This is a genomic window from Variovorax sp. J31P207 (assembly GCF_030316965.1).
Lineage (GTDB): Bacteria > Pseudomonadota > Gammaproteobacteria > Burkholderiales > Burkholderiaceae_C > Variovorax > Variovorax ginsengisoli_B.
On record NZ_JASZYN010000010.1, the window covers coordinates 80,338 to 100,980 of the forward strand.

Here is a 20,643-nt window from a genome sequence, read left to right on the forward strand (position 1 = left end):
CACGCACCATGAGCCAACTCAACGACTACCTTGCCGAGAAGCGCGCCGCCGTGCTCGCGCGCAATGCCGCCATCGAGGCCGGCAGCGCACAGCCGCTCCAGCTCAAGGCCCATGTGCGCGCCGAAGGCCGCAGCGGCGTGCGCCGGCTGCGCATTCGGGATCACCAGGTCATCAGCGACAGCCCGCCCGATTTCGCGGGCTACAACCTCGGGCCGAGTTCGCCGGAATTGCAACTCGGCGTGCTCGGCACCTGCGTCACGCACATCTTCCTGATCCAGGCCGCGGAGCGACAGGTTCCGCTGGAAAGCCTCGAAGTCGAGGTGACCGGCATCATCGACCCGCGCGGCGGCAAGCCGGGGCACGAGCAGACGCCGATCTGGCCCCACGAGATCGGCTACACGGTGCACATCGATTCACCGGCGAGCCGCGAAGACATCGATGCGCTGTTCGAGGCGGTCGAGCGCAACTGCCCGATCCTCAACCTGCTGCGCAATCCGCAGTCGATACGTGCCGAGGTCAAGCTGGTCAATTCGAAGGCCGACGCCGCGAATGCCAGCCGGAAGGAAGCCGATGTCCTCGCTGCTTGAGATCGCCGGATTGACGCGACGCTTCGGCGGCCTCACCGCGGTCAATGCGGTCGACCTGAAGGTGGGCGAGGGCGAACTGGTCAGTGTGATCGGACCCAATGGCGCGGGCAAGACGACGCTGTTCAACCTCGTGACCGGCCTCGACCAGCCCGACGGAGGCCAGGTGCATTTTGATGGCGAAGACATCACCGGCTGGCCGGCGACGCGGCTCGCGGAGCGCGGACTCGCGCGAACCTTCCAGCACGGGCGGGTGTTCGCCAACCTCACGGTGCTGGACAACGTGCTGGTCGGCGCCCACACGCGGCTGCGCGCGGTGAAGCCGCGCATGGGGGGCGTGCCGGGCGTGGCGGCACTGGCCGAACTCGCACTGGCGTTGGTACAGCCGCCCTCGGTCACGCGCGAGGAGAAAACACTGCGCGAAGAGGCGCTCGCGATCATCGCGCTCTTCGGCGAGCGGCTCGCACCGCGCATCGACCATCCGGCGTACAGCCTCTCGTACGCGAACCGGCGCCGGGTGGAAATCGCACGTGCGCTCGCGTCGAAGCCACGCCTGCTTCTGCTCGACGAACCCACGGCCGGCATGAACGAGAGCGAGACGGTCGAGATGCTCGAAATCATCCGCACGCTCAAGGCGCGCGGCCAGACCATCCTGCTGATCGAGCACAAGCTCGACCTCGTGATGCAGCTTTCGGATCGCGTCGTGGTGCTCGACGACGGCGGCAAGATTGCGGAAGGCCTGCCGGAAGCGGTGCGCAACGACGCACGGGTGATCGAGGCCTACCTGGGTCATCGTCACGTCGGCAGCGCGCTGCCAGAGGCGGTGGCAGGATGAGCGTGCTCGCCTCCACGGTCGCCCGCACGGGTTTGGCGCCGACATCCGGTTGGGGCGGAAACCGGGACGAGGGCGCTTTTCTACCGTCCGCCCGGTCGCAAGGCGAGGGCGGCCGGCACGCGCTGCTCGAACTCAAGCAGATCAACAGTTTCTATGGCCCGGTGCAGGCGCACTTCGATCTCGACCTCGAAGTGCGTCCCGGCCAGATCGTGAGCCTGCTCGGCGGCAACGCCAGCGGCAAATCGACCACGATGAAGGTCGTGCTGGGCTTGCTCAAGCCGCGCTCGGGCCAGCTCCGTTTCGACGGGCAATCGATCCTCGGCCTCGGCACGCCCCAGGTGATCCGGCGCGGCATCGGTTCGGTGCCGGAGGCGCGCCGCCTGTTCCCGGCGATGACCGTGCGCGAGAACCTGCTGATGGGCGCCTACGCACGAAACGACCGCAAGGCCGTGTCGGAAGACCTCGGCCGCATGCTCGAACTCTTCCCGCGCGTGGCCGAACGCATCGAATTCCAGGCCGGCACCCTGTCGGGCGGCGAGCAGCAGATGGTGGCGATGGCGCGTGCGCTCATGGGCCGGCCCAAGCTGCTCTGCATGGACGAGCCGACGATGGGCCTGTCGCCGCTGTATGTGGACAAGGTGCTGGAACTCATCGCCCGCATCAACGGGCAGGGCGTCTCGGTCTTCATGGTCGAGCAGAACGCGAGCCTGGCGCTGCAGATCGCGCACTACGGCTATGTGCTGCAGACCGGGCGCATCGTGCTGCAGGGCTCCGCCAGGCAACTGCTGGCCGACACGCGCATCCGCGACGCCTACCTCGGGGGCGGCGACGCCGCCCGCACCGCCTCCTGAAAGACCCGCCTCATGACACTTCAACTCGACCACATCGTCATCGCCGTCAACGACCTCGAAGCGAGCATCGACGACTACACGGCGCTCGGATTCAACGTGCAGCGCGGTGGCGACCATCCGGGGCGGACGACGCACAACGCGTTGGTGGTCTTTGCCGACGGCAGCTACTTCGAACTGATCGCATGGAAGGCCCCGGCTCCCGGAGAACGCTGGTGGCAAGTCCTTCAGCGCCACGGCGAAGGCATCGTGGACTTCGCCCTGCTGCCGCAGAGCACCGCCGAGGCCGTGAAGGCAGCCGCCCGCCGCGGCCTCGTGCTGGACGGCCCGCTCGACGGCGGGCGCGTGCGGCCCGATGGCGAGCGCCTGCGCTGGCAGACGGCGCGGCCGCCGTCGCCGGATCTTCCCTTTCTGTGCGGCGACATCACGCCGCGCAAGCTTCGCGTGCCGGAAGGCGATGCCCGCGTCCATCCCAATGGCGCGACGGGCGTGGCCAGCCTGTCGATCGCCGTGCGCGATCTCGATGCCACGCTGGCGCGCTACAGGGCACTGCTCGGTGATCCGGAAGCTGCCGGCTCCGCGCGCGTCGGCGGCGCAGTCACGTTGCCCGGAGGACGCTCGAAATTGGCGCTGATCGAACTCGGCAGCAGCACGCTGGTGCTGTCTTCGACGCGCGGCGCACAGGAGAGTGTCGACCTGGAGGGCGAGGGCGCCGATCCGATCGGCGCGCGACTCGCGCTGCACGGAGAAGGCCCCTTCGCCGTCGTGCTTCGGACTTCGCTGGCCGGTGCGCCCCTGTCGCCGGACCTTGCGCGCACGCACGGCGCGAGCATCGAGTTCGACGGACACGGCGAATCGCCACGCAGGCACGAGGCTTCGGCCCGACCTGCCTTCCTTTGACACCGGACGATCCGCAGTCCAGGAGACCTTCCATCTTGTCTTTGCGTTCTCTCGCCTCCGCGGCGGCCCCGACGAAAAAGCGCCTTGGCTTCTTCAGCCGCCTTCTCGACGACGCGCCGGCCGCCGAACGCTATCGGCTGGTCGCCGAGCAGATCGCGCATGCCGAGGCCTTCGGTTTCGATTCCGCCTGGGTGGCGCAACACCACTTCCACGAGGCCGAGGGCGGGCTGCCGTCGCCCTTCGTCTTCCTGGCCCATGTGGCGGCGCGCACCCGTCGGATTCGCCTGGGCACGGGCGTCGTGACGCTTCCGCTGGAGAACGCCGTCCGCGTGGCCGAGGATGCGGTCGTGTTCGACCTGCTGTCAGGCGGTCGTCTCGAATTCGGCGTCGGGACCGGCGGAACGCCTTCGTCCTTCACTGCGTTCGGACTTTCGAGCGAGGCGCGTGCGGAAGTCTTCGCGCGTCACCTGGCGCTGGTGCGCGACGCATGGGCCGGACGTCCGTTGCCCGGTGGCGACCAACTCTATCCCTCGTCCCCGCAGTTGCTCGACCGGGTCTGGCAGGCGACGTTTTCCGAGGGTGGCGGCATTCGGGCCGGGGAGGCCGGTGACGGGCTGATGCTCTCGCGCACCCAGCCTCGGCCCGGTGCTGCCCCTCGCGCATCGCTGGCCGAACTCCAGGATCCCATCATCGACGCGTATCTCGAACGGCTGCCCGCAGGCCGCGCGCCGCGCATCATGGGCTCCCGCTCGGTGTTCGTCGCCGACGACCGTGCAGAGGCGCTTCGGCTGGCCGAGCGCGGCCTGCGCCGCAGCGTCGCGCGCTTCGGCGACCCGAGCCGTCCCGGCGCGGACGCCTCGCTGCAAGAGCTGATTGCCGGCTACGACGTCCACGTCGGCACCGTCGAAGACGTCATCGCCTCGCTCAGCGCCGACCGCGTGCTCGATCGGGTGACCGACATCGTGTTCCAGGTGCATTCGGTCGATCCGCCGCATCCACTCATTCTTCGCTCCATCGAACTCATCGCCACCCGGGTCGCACCGGCCCTTGGCTGGTCGCGGCAGGAGCCGTCGCCAGCAGTCAACAACCCAACCCAACCGCTTGCCGCATGACCACCCACACAACGACACCCGACGTGATCGACCAGCTGTCCGGCATCGCGCCGGGCCAGCCGCTCGACGCGATACGCGCAGGGCGCGCGCAAGCGCGCATCCACAGTCAGCAAAGCTACCTGGCCTTGTTCGAGCCCCAGTTGCTCGCAGCGGGCGACTTCACCCTGGAGGAGCGATTCGCGATCGCCACTTTCGTGACGGCCGTGCAGGGACAGGCGCAGGCCAGCCGCTTCTACGCGGACGGCCTCGCCCGGCAGGACGCCTCGCAGCGCTTGATCGATGCCCTCGCCGTCGAGGCCGCAGCGGGCACTGCCGCGGGGCCCTACGGCCGGTTCCCGGCGGGCCCGTTGAGCAGGGAAGACGCGCCGGGGCTGTCCTGGCGGGTCAGCGACGCGGGGAGAGCCATCCTCGGCGCGCGCCTGTCTGCCGCGCTGGTGCATGCGCACCTTCTCGTGTTCCATCCGCGGGATGCCGGCGCGCAGGACTTGCAGGCCCTGCTCGATGCGGGTTGGACTCCGACGGACATCGTGACCCTGTCGCAACTTGTGGCGTTCCTCACGTTCCAGGTGCGCGTGGTGACGGGCCTTCAGGTGCTGGCGGACCATCCGGCCCCTGGGGGTTCGAAGCAGGAGCCGTTGGCATCATGACGCTCGCGACATTGCAACACCCGGGCAACATCGCGCCCAACGCGTTCACGCAGGACGAGCTCGATTGGCTGCCGTGGCTGCCGCCACTGCCCGAGGCCGAACTGACCGACCGGCATCGGGCGGGACTGGTGGACGCATCACGCGCGAAGTCGCCGTACTTCATGCTGCTGGCGCGCGACCCGGACATCCTCGGTGCCCGAACGCGCACCGACAAGGACATCTTCTACAACCCGGAAGCGGGCCTGCCGCGCGCCGAACGCGAACTGGCAGCCGCCGCGACCTCGCGGCACAACGGTTGCATCTATTGCGCATCGGTGCATGCGCGCTTCGCGTCGCACTTCTCCGGTCGCAGGAGCGACGTGCAGCGCTTGCTGGACCAAGGCGTGGGCACCGGAATCGACGAACGCTGGGACGCGATCGTCGAGGCGTCGGTGGCCTTGACGTCGACGCCGATCGCCTTCGGCCCGGACCACGTGGCGCGGCTGCGTGCAGCAGGCCTGGACGACCTCGCAATCTCGGACGTCATCCAGGGGGCCGCGTTCTTCAACTGGGCGAACCGGCTCATGCTCTCGCTTGGAGAGCCTGCGGCGAGGAGCGCACCTCGTTCCTGAAGCCGCATATGCCCCGACCGGATTTTTGAGTCCGGGGATGGTCTGCCCCTATGGCGCCGGAATCCGAAGCTCCCATAATTTCTGCAGCCCTGACCTTGGCGCCCGGGCCGGCACGCAAACTCCAACTCCGATCGGAGGAAATATGTCCAGACGCATGACCTGGCCACCACGCGACGTCGACCCGCTGCACGGCGCCAGCAACATCAGCAAGCAGACAGCCTTGATCGAGAAGGGTCAGGTCGTTGAAGGCCGCGGCGACACGCCGAATCGCCACGACATCCTGACCGGCTCGCGGGCTTCGCGGTGAACTGAGCCGCGGGCGCCTCGGCCGGCAGTGCGGCCCGGCGCCTCGAACCGGACAAGCGCGATGATCACGCCGAAGGTCCGTGCCATGGCTGCGGCGCTTCTCCTGGCGGCGGCAGGAGCCCAGGTCGCGGGCGCCGCGGATTTCGCCGCCGAGCGCCGGCGGATGACGCAGGAGATCGATTCGCTGGCGCGCCAGACCGGCGCCGAGACCGGCCGGCCGGCCTTCGACACCCGCGTGATGACGGCGATCGACACGGTGCCGCGGCACGAGTTCGTGCCCGCGGAGCAGATCGACGTCGCGTATGCGAACCGGCCGGTGCCGATCGGCCATGGACAGACCATCTCGCAGCCCTACATCGTGGCCCTCATGACGGAGCTGGCCAAGGCCGAGCCCGGCCACAAGGTGCTCGAGGTGGGAACCGGCTCGGGCTACCAGGCGGCGGTGATGGCGCAGCTGGCCCGGGAGGTCTACAGCATCGAGATCGTCGAGCCGCTCGGACAGCAGGCGATGCAGCGCCTGCGGCGACTGGGCTACGGCAATGTCCAGGTGCGGCTGGGCGACGGCTACCACGGCTGGGAGGAACATGCGCCCTTCGACGCCATCCTCGTGACTGCCGCGGCCAGCCACGTCCCGCCGCCGCTGATTCGCCAGCTCAAGCCCGGGGGCCGGATGGTGATCCCGGTGGGCGCGGCGTTCATGGTGCAGCAACTGATGCTGATCGAGAAGAATCCGGACGGAACGGTGTCGACGCGCCAGATCCTGCCGGTGGCCTTCGTTCCGCTCACCGGCGGGCGCTGAGCCCGGAGCGTCGATGGCCGCCGCGCCGCTGATCGCCGTGGCCCTGGTGTCGGCGGCGGCGCTGGCCTACGAGCTCCTGCTGATGCGGCTGTTCTCGGTCATCCTGTGGCACCACTTCGCCTACATGATCATCAGCCTCGCGCTGCTCGGCTGGGGTGCCAGCGGTGCGCTGCTGACCCTCGCGCAAGCCGCGGTGCGGAAGCATTTCGCACCGCTCTTCTGCGCCGCCGCCTCGGGCTTCGGGCTCGGTGCGATCGCCTGCTTCATGCTGGCGCAGCGGGTACCGTTCAATCCGCTGGAGATGTTCTGGGACCCGCGCCAGCCGGGATGGCTGCTGGCGGTCTACCTGCTGCTCCTGCTGCCCTTCCTGTGCGCCGGCGCCTGCGTCTGCATGACCCTGTCGCGCTTTCGCGGCCAGGTGTCGCGCATCTACAGCGTCGACATCCTCGGCGCCGGCGCGGGCAGCCTGGGCATCGTTGCGCTGCTGTTCGTGCTGTCGCCGGCCGACGCGCTGCAACTGATCGGCGCGCTCGGCTGCGTCGCGGCGGCGGTCGGCTGGATCGAATGCGGCGGTCGCCGGCGCTGGCCGGCGCTGGCGCTGCTGGCGCTGGCGGGTGTGCCCTTGCTGCTGCCTGCGGAATGGATGGCGCCCGCGATGTCGCCCTACAAGGAGCTGTCGCAGACTCTGCGCATCCCGGGCGCCCGGGTGGTGGCGCGGCGATCGAGCCCCCTGGGCCTCGTCAGCGTGGTCGAGAGCCCGCGCATCCCGCTGCGCCATGCACCGGGCCTGAGCCTCACCGCATCGACCGAGCCGCCGCCGCAATGGGGCGTGTTCACCGATGGCGAGGGGCTCAATGCACTGACCCGTTTCGACGGCCGGCGCGACAGCCTGGCCCATCTGGACCAGATCAGCTCGGCGCTGCCCTATCACCTGCTTCGCGCGCCGCACGTGCTGGTGCTGGGCGCCGGCGCCGGGCAGGACGTGCTGCAGGCGCACTATCACGGCGCGCGCCGCATCGATGCGGTGGAGCTGAATCCGCAGATCGTCGAGCTGGTGCAGGGCCCGTTCGCGGCTGCGGCGGGGGGCATCTATGGGCCGATGGCGCATGTCCACGTGGCCGAGGCGCGCGGCTTCATCGCCGCCAGCCGGCAGCGCTATGACCTGATCCAGGTCGCGCTGCTCGATTCCTTCAGCGCCTCGTCGGCCGGCCTCTACGCACTGGCCGAGAACTACCTCTACACGGTCGAGGCCTTGCAGGACGACCTGCGCCACCTGCAACCCGGGGGCCTGCTCGCGGTCACGCGCTGGGTCACGCTGCCTGCGCGCGATGCACTCAAGCTTTTCGCCGCCGCGGTGGTGGCGCTGGAGCGATCGGGCGTCGGCGACCCCGCTTCCCGGCTGGCATTGATACGAAGCTGGAAGACCAGCACGCTGCTGGTCAAGAACGGCGCGTTGACCCCGGAGGACATCGCGGCCATCAAGGCCTTCTGCCTCGCCCGCTCCTTCGACCTGGCCTTCTACCCCGGCATGCGGCAAGACGAAGCGAATCGATTCAACGTGGTCGAGGGGCCGGACCTGTTCGACGGCGCGCAGGCGCTGCTCGGTCCGGGGCGCGGCGAATTCATGGCGCGCTACAAGTTCCACATCGAGCCGGCCACCGACGACAAGCCGCACTTCTTCCACTTCTTCAAGTGGCGCTCGCTGCCCGAACTGCTGGCCTTGAAGGAGCAGGGCGGCCTGCCGCTGCTCGAATGGGGCTACCCGGTGCTCGTCGCCACGCTGGTCCAGGCGCTGGTCGCGAGCCTGCTGCTGATCGGGCTGCCGCTGGCATGGGTCGCGCGTTCCGGCGCGCTGCGCGGAGTGAGCGCAACGCCCGGCGTGTCGCGCGGGCGCGTGCTGGTCTATTTCCTCGCGATCGGCTTCGGCTTCATGTTCATCGAGATCGCGTTCATCCAGAAGTTCGTGCTGTTCCTGAGCCATCCGCTGTACGCGATCGCCGTCGTGCTGTTCGCGTTCCTGCTCTTCGCCGGCATCGGCAGCGGCGTGTCGGCTCGGCTCAAAGGAGGCCCGGTGGTAGCGGTGGCGGGCGGCATCGCTGTGTCGGCGGCGCTCTGCCTGCTCGTGCTGCCCTGGCTCTTCGAGCACGCGATGGGCTTGCCGGATGCGGCGCGGATCCTGATCGCGGTGGCCCTCATCGCCCCGCTGGCCTTCTGCATGGGCATGCCCTTTCCGCTGGGCCTGGCCCGGGTGGAAGCGGCCGAAGCCCGGCTCGTTCCCTGGGCCTGGGGCATCAACGGCTGCGCCTCGGTCACGGCCGCGGTGCTGGCCACGCTGCTCGCGATCCACATCGGCTTCACCGCCGTGGTCGTCGCGGCGCTGCTGCTGTATGGCGTGGCGGCCGCGGCGCTTCCCGGCGGGCTTGACAGCGCATCGGCTTCGCCGAAGGATGATCGATCGTCGAAGCACCTTGACCCAAGAGGATGAAACCTGCCGCGATCATGCTTTGGCTCGTCACTGCCTGCGCGATGGCGCTGGCAGCACCCGCCATGTTCCAGGACCGCCTGCTCTACCACCCCGCCCGCGCGCCGGCCGCCGAGATGGCGTCCGCCGGCCTCGTCGCGTGGCCGGCGGAGGGCGAATTCCGTGGCCTGGTGGCGGAGCCGCCAGGCGCTGCGCGCGGGACGGCGATCGTCTTCCACGGCAATGCCGGGCACGCCGGGCATCGCGGCTACTACGCCGCGATGCTCACCCGCCTCGGGTTGCGCGTCATCCTGGCCGAGTACCCGGCCTACGGTCCGCGCGACGGCGCGCTGGGCGAGCGCAGCCTGGTCGATGACGCTGCGCAGACCATCGCGCTGGCGCATCGGCTGCACGGCTCGCCCCTGCTGCTCATTGGCGAATCCCTGGGTGCTGGCGTGGCCGCCGCGGCGGCCGCGAGTCAACGCGAGCAGGTTGCGGCCCTGATGCTCATCACGCCCTGGGACAGGCTCGAACAGGTCGCGGCTCACCACTATCCGTGGCTGCCGGTCGGCTGGCTGCTGCGCGACCGCTACGACAGCGTCGTTCACCTCGCGCAGATCGGACGCCCCGTGCTGGTGGCCGTCGCAGAGAAAGACCGCATCATTCCGGCCCGTTTCGGCACGGCGTTGTACGAGACGCTGCCCGGACCCAAGCGGCTCGAGGTGGTCCGCGCCGCCGACCACAACGACTGGATCCGCTACGTCGACGATGCCTGGTGGCGCAGCGCATTGGGCTTCCTGCTCGGCGAGCCTGCTTCGCGCTGATGGACCGGGGTCAGGCCAGCAGGGCGGTGTTGGGCTGGGCCATCTACTCGTTCTGCCAGGGTGGCAGCGGCGCACCACAATCGCTGCAGAATCGCTGAGGACGGCCCTGACGCCGATCTCGGTCAGGGATCTTCTTGGCGTGTGCAAAGCCGGATTCGGCCGTTGAGGTATCGTTGCGCGGTGACCTCACTGAATGTTCGCCACTTGCGGGCTGACGAAGCCGATCTGCACCGACAGCTTCGGCTCGAAGCGTTGAGGGAATCGCCACGCGCCTTCGGCGACACACTGGAATCGCTCGAGCGCAAGGACGCTGACTATTGGAATGCTCTGACGCAGCGCGTGTGCTCGGTGGACGCGATGGTTGTCGCGCTCGACGGCGAACGCCCGATCGGAATGATCTACGGATTGCAGGATCGTCAGATTCGCCAGGGGGCAAGGCTTGGTGGTGTCTGGGTCGATGCGCAATACCGGCGGCGCGGCGCAGGAAGCTTGTTGGTGCACAACGTCATCGGCTGGGCGCAATCACAAGGTCTTGTCATGGCCCGCCTTTGGGTTGGGCACGACGAGGAGGCTGCGATCGCCCTGTACGAGCGCTGCGGCTTTGTCTTTACCGGGGTGGCGCGGGCGCTGGAAGAGAGGCCCTCGATAGTGATCCGCGAGATGCGGCGCGCTTTGGCATAACAGCCGACCCCGGACGGGTTTTTCGGATGCCGCCCACGGCACTCACTTTGGGGAATTTCCGGGGCGCGAAGCTGGAGGGGAGTGTCTGGGTCCGCGATGCGCTTCCGCCGAAAAATGCCTGATGCGACAAGCACGTACGAATGCTCGTCTTCGCGCGAAGGCCATCCGACGCAAGCTATTGATCTTCAAGGGGAAATTTCGCTCAAGCGTGTCAATTTTTCGAGCCGCTCACGGACTTCATGATGATCTGCGGCAAGCGAGAAATGGACGATGGCAATGAAACGTCTGATACTAAGAAGCGGAAAAGTGGTCGCAGGAGGAACTGCATGAAGCCATGGAATCCACGCCACGCAGGGGGTACCTTTGATTTGCCTCTCACCCCATCTCTTCGCGCATTCCGAAAGGTCTTGCGATGAAGACCATTTTTCGCCTCGTCTGGAATTCTGAAGCTCACGCCTGGGTGCTCGCGCCGGAGACGGCCAAGAGGCACACGAAGGGGAGCTCCGTCAGCAAGCTGGTAGCAGCCTTGGTCGCGACGAGCGCCGCGGTCGCGAGCCTTGTCGATAGTGCCGTGGCCCAGACCGTGGCACTTCCGATTTTCGACCCCACAGTCAACGACAACCTCGTGGGTTCGACCGTCGTTTCCGGTGGTGCAACGGTGACGCTGCAGGGGTCCGCGACGCAGATCACACCGGGCATCACCGGCAGATCGATCATCTCGTTGCCAAACCTCTATGCAGCCGGATTGACCACCGACCCGCGTGCCAATCCGGCCGATCCGGCATCGCTGGTCATCAATACCGGCGCGCGGTCACAGATCCTCACGTTGAGCGACCCGATCACCGGAGGCACGACAAATATTGCGGTCTTTGACAATGCGAACATTGTCGATACCCGGGCGGCTTCCGCTGATGGAATTGGCTATACCGTTCCGCTTAATGGCCCCACCAATGGTCAGCAGTACATCAGCGCTCGCATTGGCGAGGTGGACGCGACTGGCGGGACGCTGAATGTGGCGATTGGCTCCCTGGCGGCACCCACGAATTCGGCGGCGAACTTCATCAACATGGGGATGGCGAAGCAGACCTCGTTGTTCTTCGCCAATGGCACCGGAGCTGCCCCCAGTACAGTGGTTTGGCAAGGCTCCAATCTCGTCGACATGGGCAGTGCGCTGGGGGCGATCAATGCGAGTGGGCCCGGGCCAGCGCAATCGACCGGCAGCTTTGAATTCTTTAGCTACGTCGGCACCTTCACCGCCCTCGATGGAAGCAGCCGCACGGTGAACAACGCGGCGGACCTGCAGGCCTACAACGCCTTCCTGATCGCGCAGTTGCGGAACGGTGCACTCAATCCGAATCAGTATGAAGCGGAATTTGACAGGGCATTTACCAGCGCCAGAGCCCCAATCACCTATACCAATGGGCCACCCCTGCCGGACGAGGGGTACGAGCCCATCGGCATGAGGGCGGTCATCCACGCTGACGGCGCCAATGCCCAGGGGATCATTGCGGCGGGCGCGCGACTTGACGCCTTCATCGTCAGCAACATCTCACCCGGTATTACCAGCGGCGGGATGGCCGCAACAAATGGTGGCACCGTCTTCAACAACGGCCAGCTCTCGTTCCGACGTGGTGGTTACGACGTCGGCGCCGCGATGGCGATCGGGACCGGCGGCCATGGCATCAACAACGGCGTCCTCAACGCCGGCTTCGTCAGTGGCCTGGACGGAGCCGTGGACCCGTCGGTCCCCGTGTTCGAGGTTTCCACAATCGGGGCCTACGTGACCGGAGCGGGCTCGACATTTGCCAACAATGCCGGTGGCATCGTCAACGTGGCGGGGTCAGGCAGCCGGGGCGTCGAGATGCTGTCAAACGGGAGCGGCACAAATGCCGGAACCATCAACGTCGGCGTCGTTTCGGTTGCTTCGACCACCGCCGGAGCCCGTACGGAAGGGGCGCGGGTCACGTCGGGCGCGCAGTTCACCAATCTGGCAGGTGGACTGATCTACCTTGGCCGCCAGCCGCAATACGCGGACGCAGCCGCGGTTCCGGATGTCGCCAACAACGCGACGCCATTGGCAGGCATCATCATCTTGAACACTGGAGCGGCCACCAATGCCGGCACGATCACGATCGGCACCTTGACTCAAGGCAGCGCCGGCATCTTCGCGAGCGGATCGACCGGTGCCGTCATCAATAGCGGCACCATCAACGTCAATGGCGCGGCGAGTGCGAATCCCACCCAGAACCAGGGCATCAACGTTGAGGGCGGCACGAACGTGACCAACTCCGGCACGATCAACGTCAACGGCGTCAATGGCATCGGCCTGAGGCTCTTCTCCGGCAACACAACGCGCGCGACCTCGTCGGGCACGATGAACGTGGCCGGCGGCATAGGGCCGACGGGCTTGCGCAACTACGGCATCTGGTCGGAGGGCAACAACTCCCTGGCGACCCTCAGCGGCAACGTCAACCTCAGCGGTGTCGGTGCGATTGGCGTGCACGCGCGCGGCGGCGGAGACGTCAACATCACCGGTGCCGGCAACGTCAATTTCGTCAACGGCTCAAACCAAATCGGCTACTTCATGTTCGGTGCCGGTTCGACCATCAACTACAGTGGCACCGCAGGACAGAATGTCAGCACGACAGACTCGACCCTGTTCCGCGTGGAGGACGGTGCCGTCTTCAACGGCGGCACCAGCGGCGCGGCCTTCACCGCCTCGGGGACGGGCTCGATCGCCTTCGACATCACTGGAGCGCCGAGCACCTTCAGTTCTGGCAACATGACGCTCAACCTCTCCGGCCAGGGCGCCAAGGGCGTCTTGATCGAGGGCGGTGCGGTCGGTACGATCACCAACACCGCGACCATCAACCAGACAGGCGCAGGCTCCGTCGCCGGCATCGTCGATGGTCAGAAGCATGGTCTGGATGGTTCACCCGTCGGCGCCCCCAATGCATCGACCTCGCTGAATTCGGCGGCGACCCTGACCTCGGCGCTGGACAACGTCATCGGCTACATCGCCCGCAACCAGGGCCAGCTCACCAACTCCGGCAGCCTGAACTTCACCGGCGCCCACACCACCGGGATCCAGGTGGAGACCGGCGCGACGGCGACCAACTCGGCTCGCATCTCGATTACCGGCGGCGGCACCGGTATCTTCGTTAGCGGTCCGGCCGGCGGCCGGGCGACCACCGCCAACAACAGCAGCACCATCACCGTCAACGGCGGAAACACCCCCGACCGCACCCGGGGCGTCGTCGCCGACGGTACACAGGCCGTGGCCAACATGCAGACCGGCTCGACTCTCGACCTCACCGGTGTCGGCGCGATCGGTGCAGAAGCCCTCGACGGCGGCCATGTCACGGTCGCGGGCACCGCCACGCCGGTATTCGGCAACACCGACCAGATCGCCTTCCACGCGCTCGGTGCCGGCTCGACGGTCAGCAGCACGGCCACTGTGCTCAATGCGACTGGAGTGCGCTCGACGCTGTTCCGCATCGAGGACGGTGCAACGCTGACAACGTCCTCGGCCCTGGCGGCCTCGGGCCAAGGCTCGGCGGCCATCGTGTCCACGGGCCCTGGCGCGCTGGCGGCGCTGACCGGCGGATCCCTCAATATCACCGGCGCCGATGCGCGCGGCATCGTCGTCGAAGGCGGCGCCACCGGCAGCATCGCCGCGGGCACCGCGGTCACCCTGACCGGCGCCAGCGCAGTGGTCGGCGTCGCCGATGGCCAGAAGCATGACCTCTCCGGCGCCCCGGTTGGCGCACCGAACCCCGCGACGACCCTCACCAACCAGGCGTCGATGAGCCTGTCCGGCCCTGGCGCGCTGGCCTTCATCGCGCAGAACCAGGGCACGCTGGTGAACCAAGGCCGTATTGCCATGGCGGGTGCTGGCGCCACCGGCGTACACGTCCTCTCCGGCGGCGTGCTGGACAACCAGGCCGACATCTCCGTGGCCAAAGGTACCGGCATCAACATGGAAGGCGCCAACTCGCTGGTGCGCAACAGCGCCACCGTCCTGGCCAGCGATGGGGTTGCCGCGCTGCATGTGCACGACGGCGGTGGCGGCGTGGTCGGCGGCAGCTTCGTCTCCGACGGCAGCGCGCACACTATCCTGGTGGGCAGCGGTGCGACCGGGCTCAACGCCAGCGGCGTGACCCTGACGAGCAACGGAGTGGGAAACGGCATCGAGAACGCCGCCGAAACCGGCGCGATCACGCTGGCCAACACCACGATCAACGTCGGCAGCGGAGCAGGCATCCGCACCGCGACCGCCCTCGATCCGGCCTCTAGCGTGACGGTCAATGTCTCGGGCGCCGGCACGGGCCTGGCGTTCCAGACCGCCACGGGGGCCCTCACCAGCGGCCGCCTGGACCTTGGCTCGGGCTACGCGATTGCTGGCAACGGCGCCGGTGCGACCGGCATCCTGGCCAACACCGCCGGTGCGGTCACCAGCGCGGCCAACGTGACGATGAACAACGCCGCCGCCGGCGCCGCACTCGTCGCGGGCACCGCCAGCTCGAGTCTCAACGCCGGGGTCCTGAAGTCTTCGAGCACGGTCTCGCCCGTGGTGGACCTGTCCAACGGGAGTGGCACCACCTTCACCAACCAGGGCACGGTGTACGCGATCGACGTGGCGCACCACGCCATCCTCGGCAGCGCCGGCAACGATACCGTGAACATGCGCGCCGGCGCCGTGCAGGGCGTCGTCGCGATGGGCGCTGGCGCCGACTCAGTCAACTGGAGCGGCGGCAGCCTGAACGGCAGCATCGAGATGGGTGCGGGCAGCAACGAGGCCCTCAAGGTTGCCGGCGTCGATCTGTCGACCACCTACCATCTTGATGGCGGCACGGGCTCCAACAAGACCCTGACCCTGGAGGGCATCCAGCACAAGGGCGGCACCTTCGCTGCCGACAATCTGACCAAGGGCGTGAACCTCGGGCAGAACTGGGGCACCATCAACTTCCACAACGGGGCGAACTTCACCCTGACCGACAAGCTCAGCCTGGGCGGCTCGACAGTCAACATCGATGCGACGAGCCAGGTGAACGCCGGAGCTGGCGTGCTGAGCGTGATCCGCTCGATCCAGGCGAACGATCCGGTGACCGTGAACAACGCGGGCACCCTGAGCCTTGTCAATGGCGCCAGCGGCCCCACGGACCGCCTGATCATCGTGGGCAACTACGTGGGCCAGAACGGGCGCCTGGCCATCGACAGCGTGCTCAACGAAGGCGAGCCCAACTCCGTCTCGGACATGATGGTGCTGGACGGCAGCAACGGGGGCGCCCGGGCCTCGGGCCGCACGGCGGTGAACGTCAACTACCAGGGCGGAGGCGCACTCACCACGGGCAACGGCATCCGCGTGGTGGACACCGTGAGCGGCGCCACCACCGATGCGGGCTCCTTCGTGCTGGGAGGCCGCGTGGCGGCGGGGGCCTACGAATACGTGCTCGAGCAAGGCGGACGCGCCTCGACCGGCGGCAACCCCGGTGACCAGAACTGGTACCTGCGCAACACCATCAACATTGCGGATTCGCCGCCGCCACCCGTGGAGCGCCCGAACTACCGCGTGGAGGTGCCGCTGGACATGGTGGTGCCGGTGATGGCCAACCGGTTCGGTCTGGCGCTGCTGGGCACGTACCACGATCGCGTGGGCGAGGACCATGGCGATGCGCTCAAGCCGCGCGAGCCGGCGGGGCCGGCGCTGGGCAAGGACGGTCTGGGGAGCTGGGGGTGGGCGCGCGTGTTCGGCGAGAACGGCGACACGGGCTATGAGGGCGGCACGCGCCTGGGGCGCTTCAGCAGCTTCCTCGAGAACGGGCCGTCCTACGACTACAAGGTCGCGGGCCTGCAGGCGGGCATCGACGTGCACCGTCAGGTGCGCGAGGACGGCTCGCGCGACATGGTGGGCGTCACCGTGGGGGCGGGGCGCATCGACACCGACGTGCAGGCCGTCTTCGGCGGCAAGGCGGGCTTCGCCTACGCCGAAGGGGGTGCCTTCGGCGGCTACTGGACCCGCAAGGGAGCCACGGGCTGGTACATCGATGGGGTAGCGCAGGCCCTGCGCTACGGGCGCATCCGCACGAGCTCGGTGCTCGGCGAAAACCTGGACACCACGGGCTGGGGTGCACTGGCCTCGCTCGAAGGTGGCTATCCGTTCTCGCTGGACAACGGCTGGACCGTCGAGCCGCAGGCGCAGCTGGTGTACCAGCACACCTCGATCAGCAACAACCTGCGCGATCACTTCGGCCTGATCCAGTACGGCGACACCGATGCGCTGTACGGGCGCCTGGGGGCGCGGCTGACCAAGAATTGGAACAGCGACAGTGGCCGCCCGATCACGGGCTGGGCACGTGCCAATGTGTGGCACCACTTCGGCTCGGATGCGTCCACCACCTTCGCCGCGACGAGCGGGCTGAACCCGGTGACGCTGACCACGGACCTGGGAGGCACCTGGGGTCAGCTGGGCGTGGGCATCTCCGCGCGGGTGGCGCAGAACACAAGCGCCTTCGCCTCCATCGACTACAACGCAGCCTTCGGCGGCGGCAAAGGCTCCAGCGTCAGTGCCAGGGCCGGCTTCAGAGTCGTCTGGTAGCGAGGCCTCGGCCATGGAGCAGCGCCGCTGCTTCACGGCTTGCAGCTTGCCGTGCGCGAGGACGAACAAGGCAGCCAGCGCCCCGGCCTGTTTACCAGGAGTACTTGACGCCCACCTGCGCCTTGGCCGAACGGTAGTTGTTCGAGCCGGCCTCGAAGCCCACCGACGCAAACGCGCTGACGGCCTTGCTCAGGTTACCCTGCAGGCCCACCTTGCCCTCGAATCGATTGGCCGGCAGGGCATCGTTCACCACGACGTTGTCAAACCCCGCCGTCTGCGTGGCCGGGCCGTGCCACCAGTTCAGTTCCGCGAACGGGCGCATCTGCCTGTTGCCGGCGTCATCGGGCATGTTCCCGTGCATGCGAACGCCCAGTCGCGTCGTCACGTTCGTGGAAGACAGGTTGGAGACGACCGTGCCGTTCTGCTCCGTGTGATCGCCCGCCCGATAGTTGGACACGATCACCTGCGCTTGCGGCTCGACATACAGGGTGTTGCCCTTCTCCTTGTCCTCGTGGATCTTGAACGAGTAGCCGGCTTCCAGCGACGCCGAGAGGTTGTTCGAGCGATAGCTTTCCGTGGCCAGGCCCTGGCCGCTCACCTTGTTGTTGAACGCGCCGTACATCACCCAGCTGTCCATATAGGGGCCGGCGAGGATGTCGCGATGGCCGTACCAGGTCGCATACGCACCGAGGCTGTAGCCATCGACCGTGCCCTTGGAGCTCAACGTCCCGTTGTTCGAGAAGTTGGTGCCGCTGCCGTAGGCACCCATGGCGCCGACGCGGATGCTGCCTTCGCCGCCGTCGCTGAAACGCGCGATGTCAGCTCCACCGTGGATCAGGGAGGTCGTATCCGAACTGTGCAGCGCGCCATCACGCTCGCTCGTCTTGCCCGCGTTGATGGCCGTCTTGCCGGAGTAGGTCAACGCATCGCCTGCGGTCAGCGTGCCCGTGCCGTGCTTGATCAGGTCACCCGAGCCCGAGACGGCATTGGCCAGCGTCCAGTCGGTGGCGGTGTCCACCACCAGCTGGCCTTCGTTGGCCACGCTCGCCGTGCCCAGGTTCTTCGCCTCGGACACGGTCAGGACCGTGCCGGCGGCAGTGGAGAACTGGCCCGCGAAGCTGCTGTTGTCGCCCGCAGCGTTCACGTTGGCTGCATCGAGCAGGTTCACTGTGCCGGCGCCGCTGATGTCGTTGACCAGCGTGCCTGTGGCGCCGTTGAGCGCCAGCCTGCCGTCGTTGGCGATCTTGCCGCTGCCAAGGCCCGCCGCGTCGTCGACCTGCACGGTCGCGCCAGTGGCGATGCCCGTGGTGGCCGTCAGGGCGCTGTTGGCGCCTTGCACGTCCAGCGTGCCGGCTTGCACGTTCAGCTGGCCGGCACCGGTCAGGGTGCCTTGCGAGATGCCGCCATTGGCGATGTTCAGCGTGCCGCCGTTGACGTCCAGCGTCGAGCCGGCCTGGCCGTCCAGCGCACCGATCGTCTGGGTCCGGCCGTTCAGGTCGGTCGTCGCCTTGTCGGCAATATGCAGCTCGCTGGTCTGGCCCAGGGCATCGTCTGCCTGGAGCTGCAACGTGCCGCTCTTGACCGTCGTCTCACCGGTGTAGGTGTTGGTACCCGAGATCGATACGGTGCCCGCGCCCGCCTCGACGGCGAGGTTGCCGGTGCCGATGATCTTGGCCGACATGTCTGCAGCACCCTTGGTCGCGCCCGGCGCCTGCTCCAGCGTGAGCGTCTGGTCCTGCTGCAGGTCGAGTTGCTTCAGGCCATAGCTCGCGTACAGGCCGTCCTGCTGGGCGCCGGTGCTCAGGCGATAGTCGTACGTGCCCTTGGCCACGGTGTTGCCGCCCTGGGCAATGTCGACTCCGCTCTGGTCGGTGATGACGTTGCCGACCTGGTCCTTGAGCACCAGGTCAGCGGCGCCGCCGATCGGGCTGCCGCCGCCGGTCAGTTCGACCAGCTTCACCATGACGTTGGCGTCGTCCTGCTCCAGCAGGTTGGCGGTGTTGGGCGTACCCGGTGCGCTCGGCACGTAGGGCGCCGGCACCTTGACCACCACATTGCCGGTGCCGCTGACATCGAGCTTCTCGGTCTGGATGACCCCGCTGGCCACCGTCTGCTCGGGCAGCGAGGCGTTGAAGGCCACGGTGCCGCCGTTGAACTTGAGGCCGCCGATCTGCTGCACACCATCGCCAACGGTAGTGACGCTGTCCCGGCCCGCTTCCAGGGTCGCGCTGGTCAGCGCCGTGGTGTTCACGCCGCTCAGATCGAATGTGCTGTTGCCCAGAGCCAGCGTGCCGGTGAAGTTCGCACCGGTGCTGGCGGCATTGGCCGCACCGAAGCCGAAGGCATCGCCTTGCGTATCGGTGGAAACCGTACCGGCGCCGCTGAGCGGGTTGTCCAGCACGAAGGCGCCGGAGGCGCTCGGGGCGACCGCGAGGGTGCTCGCGGCATCGATGTCGATCAGGTTGCTCAGCCGGCCGTCCGCGACATTCATCTTCTCCTTCAGCGTGACGGTCGAGTTGTTCGACAACTGCACCGTATCGAAATTCTGGATCGCATCGATGTCGCTGTAGGTGTACTGCGCGCCATCGAAGACCAGCCGGTCGGTGCCGCCGACGCCGCCATCGACGGTGGTGAAGCTCGCGTTGTCATGCACGGTGACCGTATCGTCGCCGGTGCCGCCCAACAGCGTGCCGTTGAGCACGGAGCCCGTCTTGAGCTGCGCCGTGTTGGTGCCATTGCCCATCGCCACCTGTCCGGTGATCTTGCCGGTGGTGTCGTTCACGAAGGCGTGACCGTTGTGGTCCAGGTCGATTGCCTTGGCGAGCGTGCTGGCCGCGGCGAGCGTGCCGGCGTTGGTCAACCCGCAACAACCACGCCGCCGCTCTGCTTTCTGTTCGCCTTTGCCAACTCGGAAGCGACCACCAGCTTGCCCGAAGAATCGCGAAATACTCTATAGATCTTGTTCACATGTACTCCTAGTTTTGAAGGCGATGCACTTGTCTTGCAGGCGCCCGTTCACAATGAGTACATTGTTATTGGTAGGTGTAAACCTTCATATGAGACAAGTCTGAAAAGCGCTAAGCGACGACACTCCGGACCGAGCGAGCGTGATCCATGCCTCGGACAGTTGCGTGATAAGGGCCGATCATCCTTTTCGTGCGCATTGATACGGTTTGCCAGAAAAATACCAATACTGACAGCGACTTGGAAATCGAACACTTTCCCGAGGCCTGTCCTTTTCGTGCATGCATGGACCCCGCGCTTTTTGCAAACTCTTTTCGGGTTGTCGTCCTTTTCGTGCAAATTGGTGCGCTTTTCCCGCAAAGCCTTTGCCGCTGCGGCTTTGCACGCGGTCGAGGTGATTTAAACCGCGCCTTGAAGCGGCCCGTTCGGGGTGGACACGGTTTGTGGCCGTGAGGTCCTGCGTGATGACCAAG

15 protein-coding genes are annotated in these 20,643 nt (G+C 67.3%); 13 read left to right on the plus strand and 2 right to left on the minus strand.

Annotated elements, in window-relative coordinates; translation table 11 throughout:
• Nucleotides 1-8 precede the first annotated feature (8 nt).
• The 13 genes from QTI68_RS28680 to QTI68_RS28740 all read left to right on the plus strand — a co-directional run bounded on the left by QTI68_RS28680 (nucleotide 9) and on the right by QTI68_RS28740 (nucleotide 17,206).
• A complete protein-coding gene (locus QTI68_RS28680) occupies nucleotides 9-587 on the plus strand; it encodes an OsmC family protein (protein ID WP_286526551.1) in 579 nt (192 codons plus the stop codon).
• Nucleotides 571-1,419, plus strand: coding sequence for an ABC transporter ATP-binding protein (locus tag QTI68_RS28685; protein ID WP_286526552.1), 849 nt, complete (start codon nucleotides 571-573; stop codon nucleotides 1,417-1,419). The genes QTI68_RS28680 and QTI68_RS28685 overlap by 17 nt, the downstream gene beginning before the upstream one ends.
• Nucleotides 1,416-2,270: an ABC transporter ATP-binding protein gene (locus tag QTI68_RS28690; protein WP_286526553.1), complete on the plus strand. Its 855-nt coding sequence runs from the start codon at nucleotides 1,416-1,418 to the stop codon at nucleotides 2,268-2,270. The genes QTI68_RS28685 and QTI68_RS28690 overlap by 4 nt, the downstream gene beginning before the upstream one ends.
• Nucleotides 2,271-2,282: 12 nt before the next feature.
• On the plus strand, nucleotides 2,283-3,167 hold the full coding sequence (locus tag QTI68_RS28695; protein WP_286526555.1) for a VOC family protein: 885 nt from the start codon (nucleotides 2,283-2,285) through the stop codon (nucleotides 3,165-3,167).
• Nucleotides 3,168-3,208: 41 nt separating this feature from the next.
• The gene (locus tag QTI68_RS28700; protein ID WP_286526556.1) at nucleotides 3,209-4,279 is read left to right on the plus strand and encodes a putative FMN-dependent luciferase-like monooxygenase; all 1,071 of its coding nucleotides are present in this window, start codon (nucleotides 3,209-3,211) and stop codon (nucleotides 4,277-4,279) included.
• Nucleotides 4,276-4,926 (plus strand): CMD domain protein, encoded by a 651-nt coding sequence (locus QTI68_RS28705; protein WP_286526557.1) that lies wholly within the window; start codon nucleotides 4,276-4,278, stop codon nucleotides 4,924-4,926. Before QTI68_RS28700 ends, QTI68_RS28705 begins: the two co-directional genes overlap by 4 nt.
• A complete protein-coding gene (locus tag QTI68_RS28710) occupies nucleotides 4,923-5,537 on the plus strand; it encodes an alkylhydroperoxidase domain protein (RefSeq protein ID WP_286526558.1) in 615 nt (204 codons plus the stop codon). Before QTI68_RS28705 ends, QTI68_RS28710 begins: the two co-directional genes overlap by 4 nt.
• 154 nt (nucleotides 5,538-5,691) lie before the next feature.
• Complete coding sequence (locus QTI68_RS28715; protein ID WP_286526712.1) at nucleotides 5,692-5,844, plus strand: hypothetical protein; 153 nt, start codon at nucleotides 5,692-5,694, stop codon at nucleotides 5,842-5,844.
• A 60-nt stretch (nucleotides 5,845-5,904) separates the two neighbouring features.
• On the plus strand, nucleotides 5,905-6,642 hold the full coding sequence (locus tag QTI68_RS28720; protein ID WP_286526559.1) for a protein-L-isoaspartate(D-aspartate) O-methyltransferase: 738 nt from the start codon (nucleotides 5,905-5,907) through the stop codon (nucleotides 6,640-6,642).
• 13 nt (nucleotides 6,643-6,655) lie between these two features.
• Nucleotides 6,656-9,127 carry a spermidine synthase gene (locus QTI68_RS28725; protein ID WP_286526560.1) on the plus strand — a complete coding sequence of 824 codons (2,472 nt, stop codon included), beginning with the start codon at nucleotides 6,656-6,658 and terminating at the stop codon, nucleotides 9,125-9,127.
• Complete coding sequence (locus QTI68_RS28730) at nucleotides 9,124-9,927, plus strand: alpha/beta hydrolase (RefSeq protein ID WP_503011752.1); 804 nt, start codon at nucleotides 9,124-9,126, stop codon at nucleotides 9,925-9,927. The genes QTI68_RS28725 and QTI68_RS28730 overlap by 4 nt, the downstream gene beginning before the upstream one ends.
• Nucleotides 9,928-10,107: 180 nt before the next feature.
• Complete coding sequence (locus QTI68_RS28735) at nucleotides 10,108-10,608, plus strand: GNAT family N-acetyltransferase (RefSeq protein ID WP_286526562.1); 501 nt, start codon at nucleotides 10,108-10,110, stop codon at nucleotides 10,606-10,608.
• Between the two features lie 412 nt (nucleotides 10,609-11,020).
• Nucleotides 11,021-17,206, plus strand: a complete 6,186-nt coding sequence (locus QTI68_RS28740; protein WP_286526563.1) for an autotransporter outer membrane beta-barrel domain-containing protein — start codon at nucleotides 11,021-11,023, stop codon at nucleotides 17,204-17,206.
• Nucleotides 17,207-17,297: 91 nt separating this feature from the next.
• On the opposite strand, the gene QTI68_RS28745 is transcribed toward QTI68_RS28740, so the two are convergent.
• Nucleotides 17,298-20,066: an autotransporter outer membrane beta-barrel domain-containing protein gene (locus QTI68_RS28745; RefSeq protein WP_286526564.1), complete on the minus strand. Its 2,769-nt coding sequence runs from the start codon at nucleotides 20,064-20,066 to the stop codon at nucleotides 17,298-17,300.
• Nucleotides 20,063-20,173, minus strand: coding sequence for an ESPR-type extended signal peptide-containing protein (locus QTI68_RS28750; RefSeq protein ID WP_286526565.1), 111 nt, complete (start codon nucleotides 20,171-20,173; stop codon nucleotides 20,063-20,065). The genes QTI68_RS28745 and QTI68_RS28750 overlap by 4 nt, the downstream gene beginning before the upstream one ends.
• Nucleotides 20,174-20,643 lie beyond the last annotated feature (470 nt).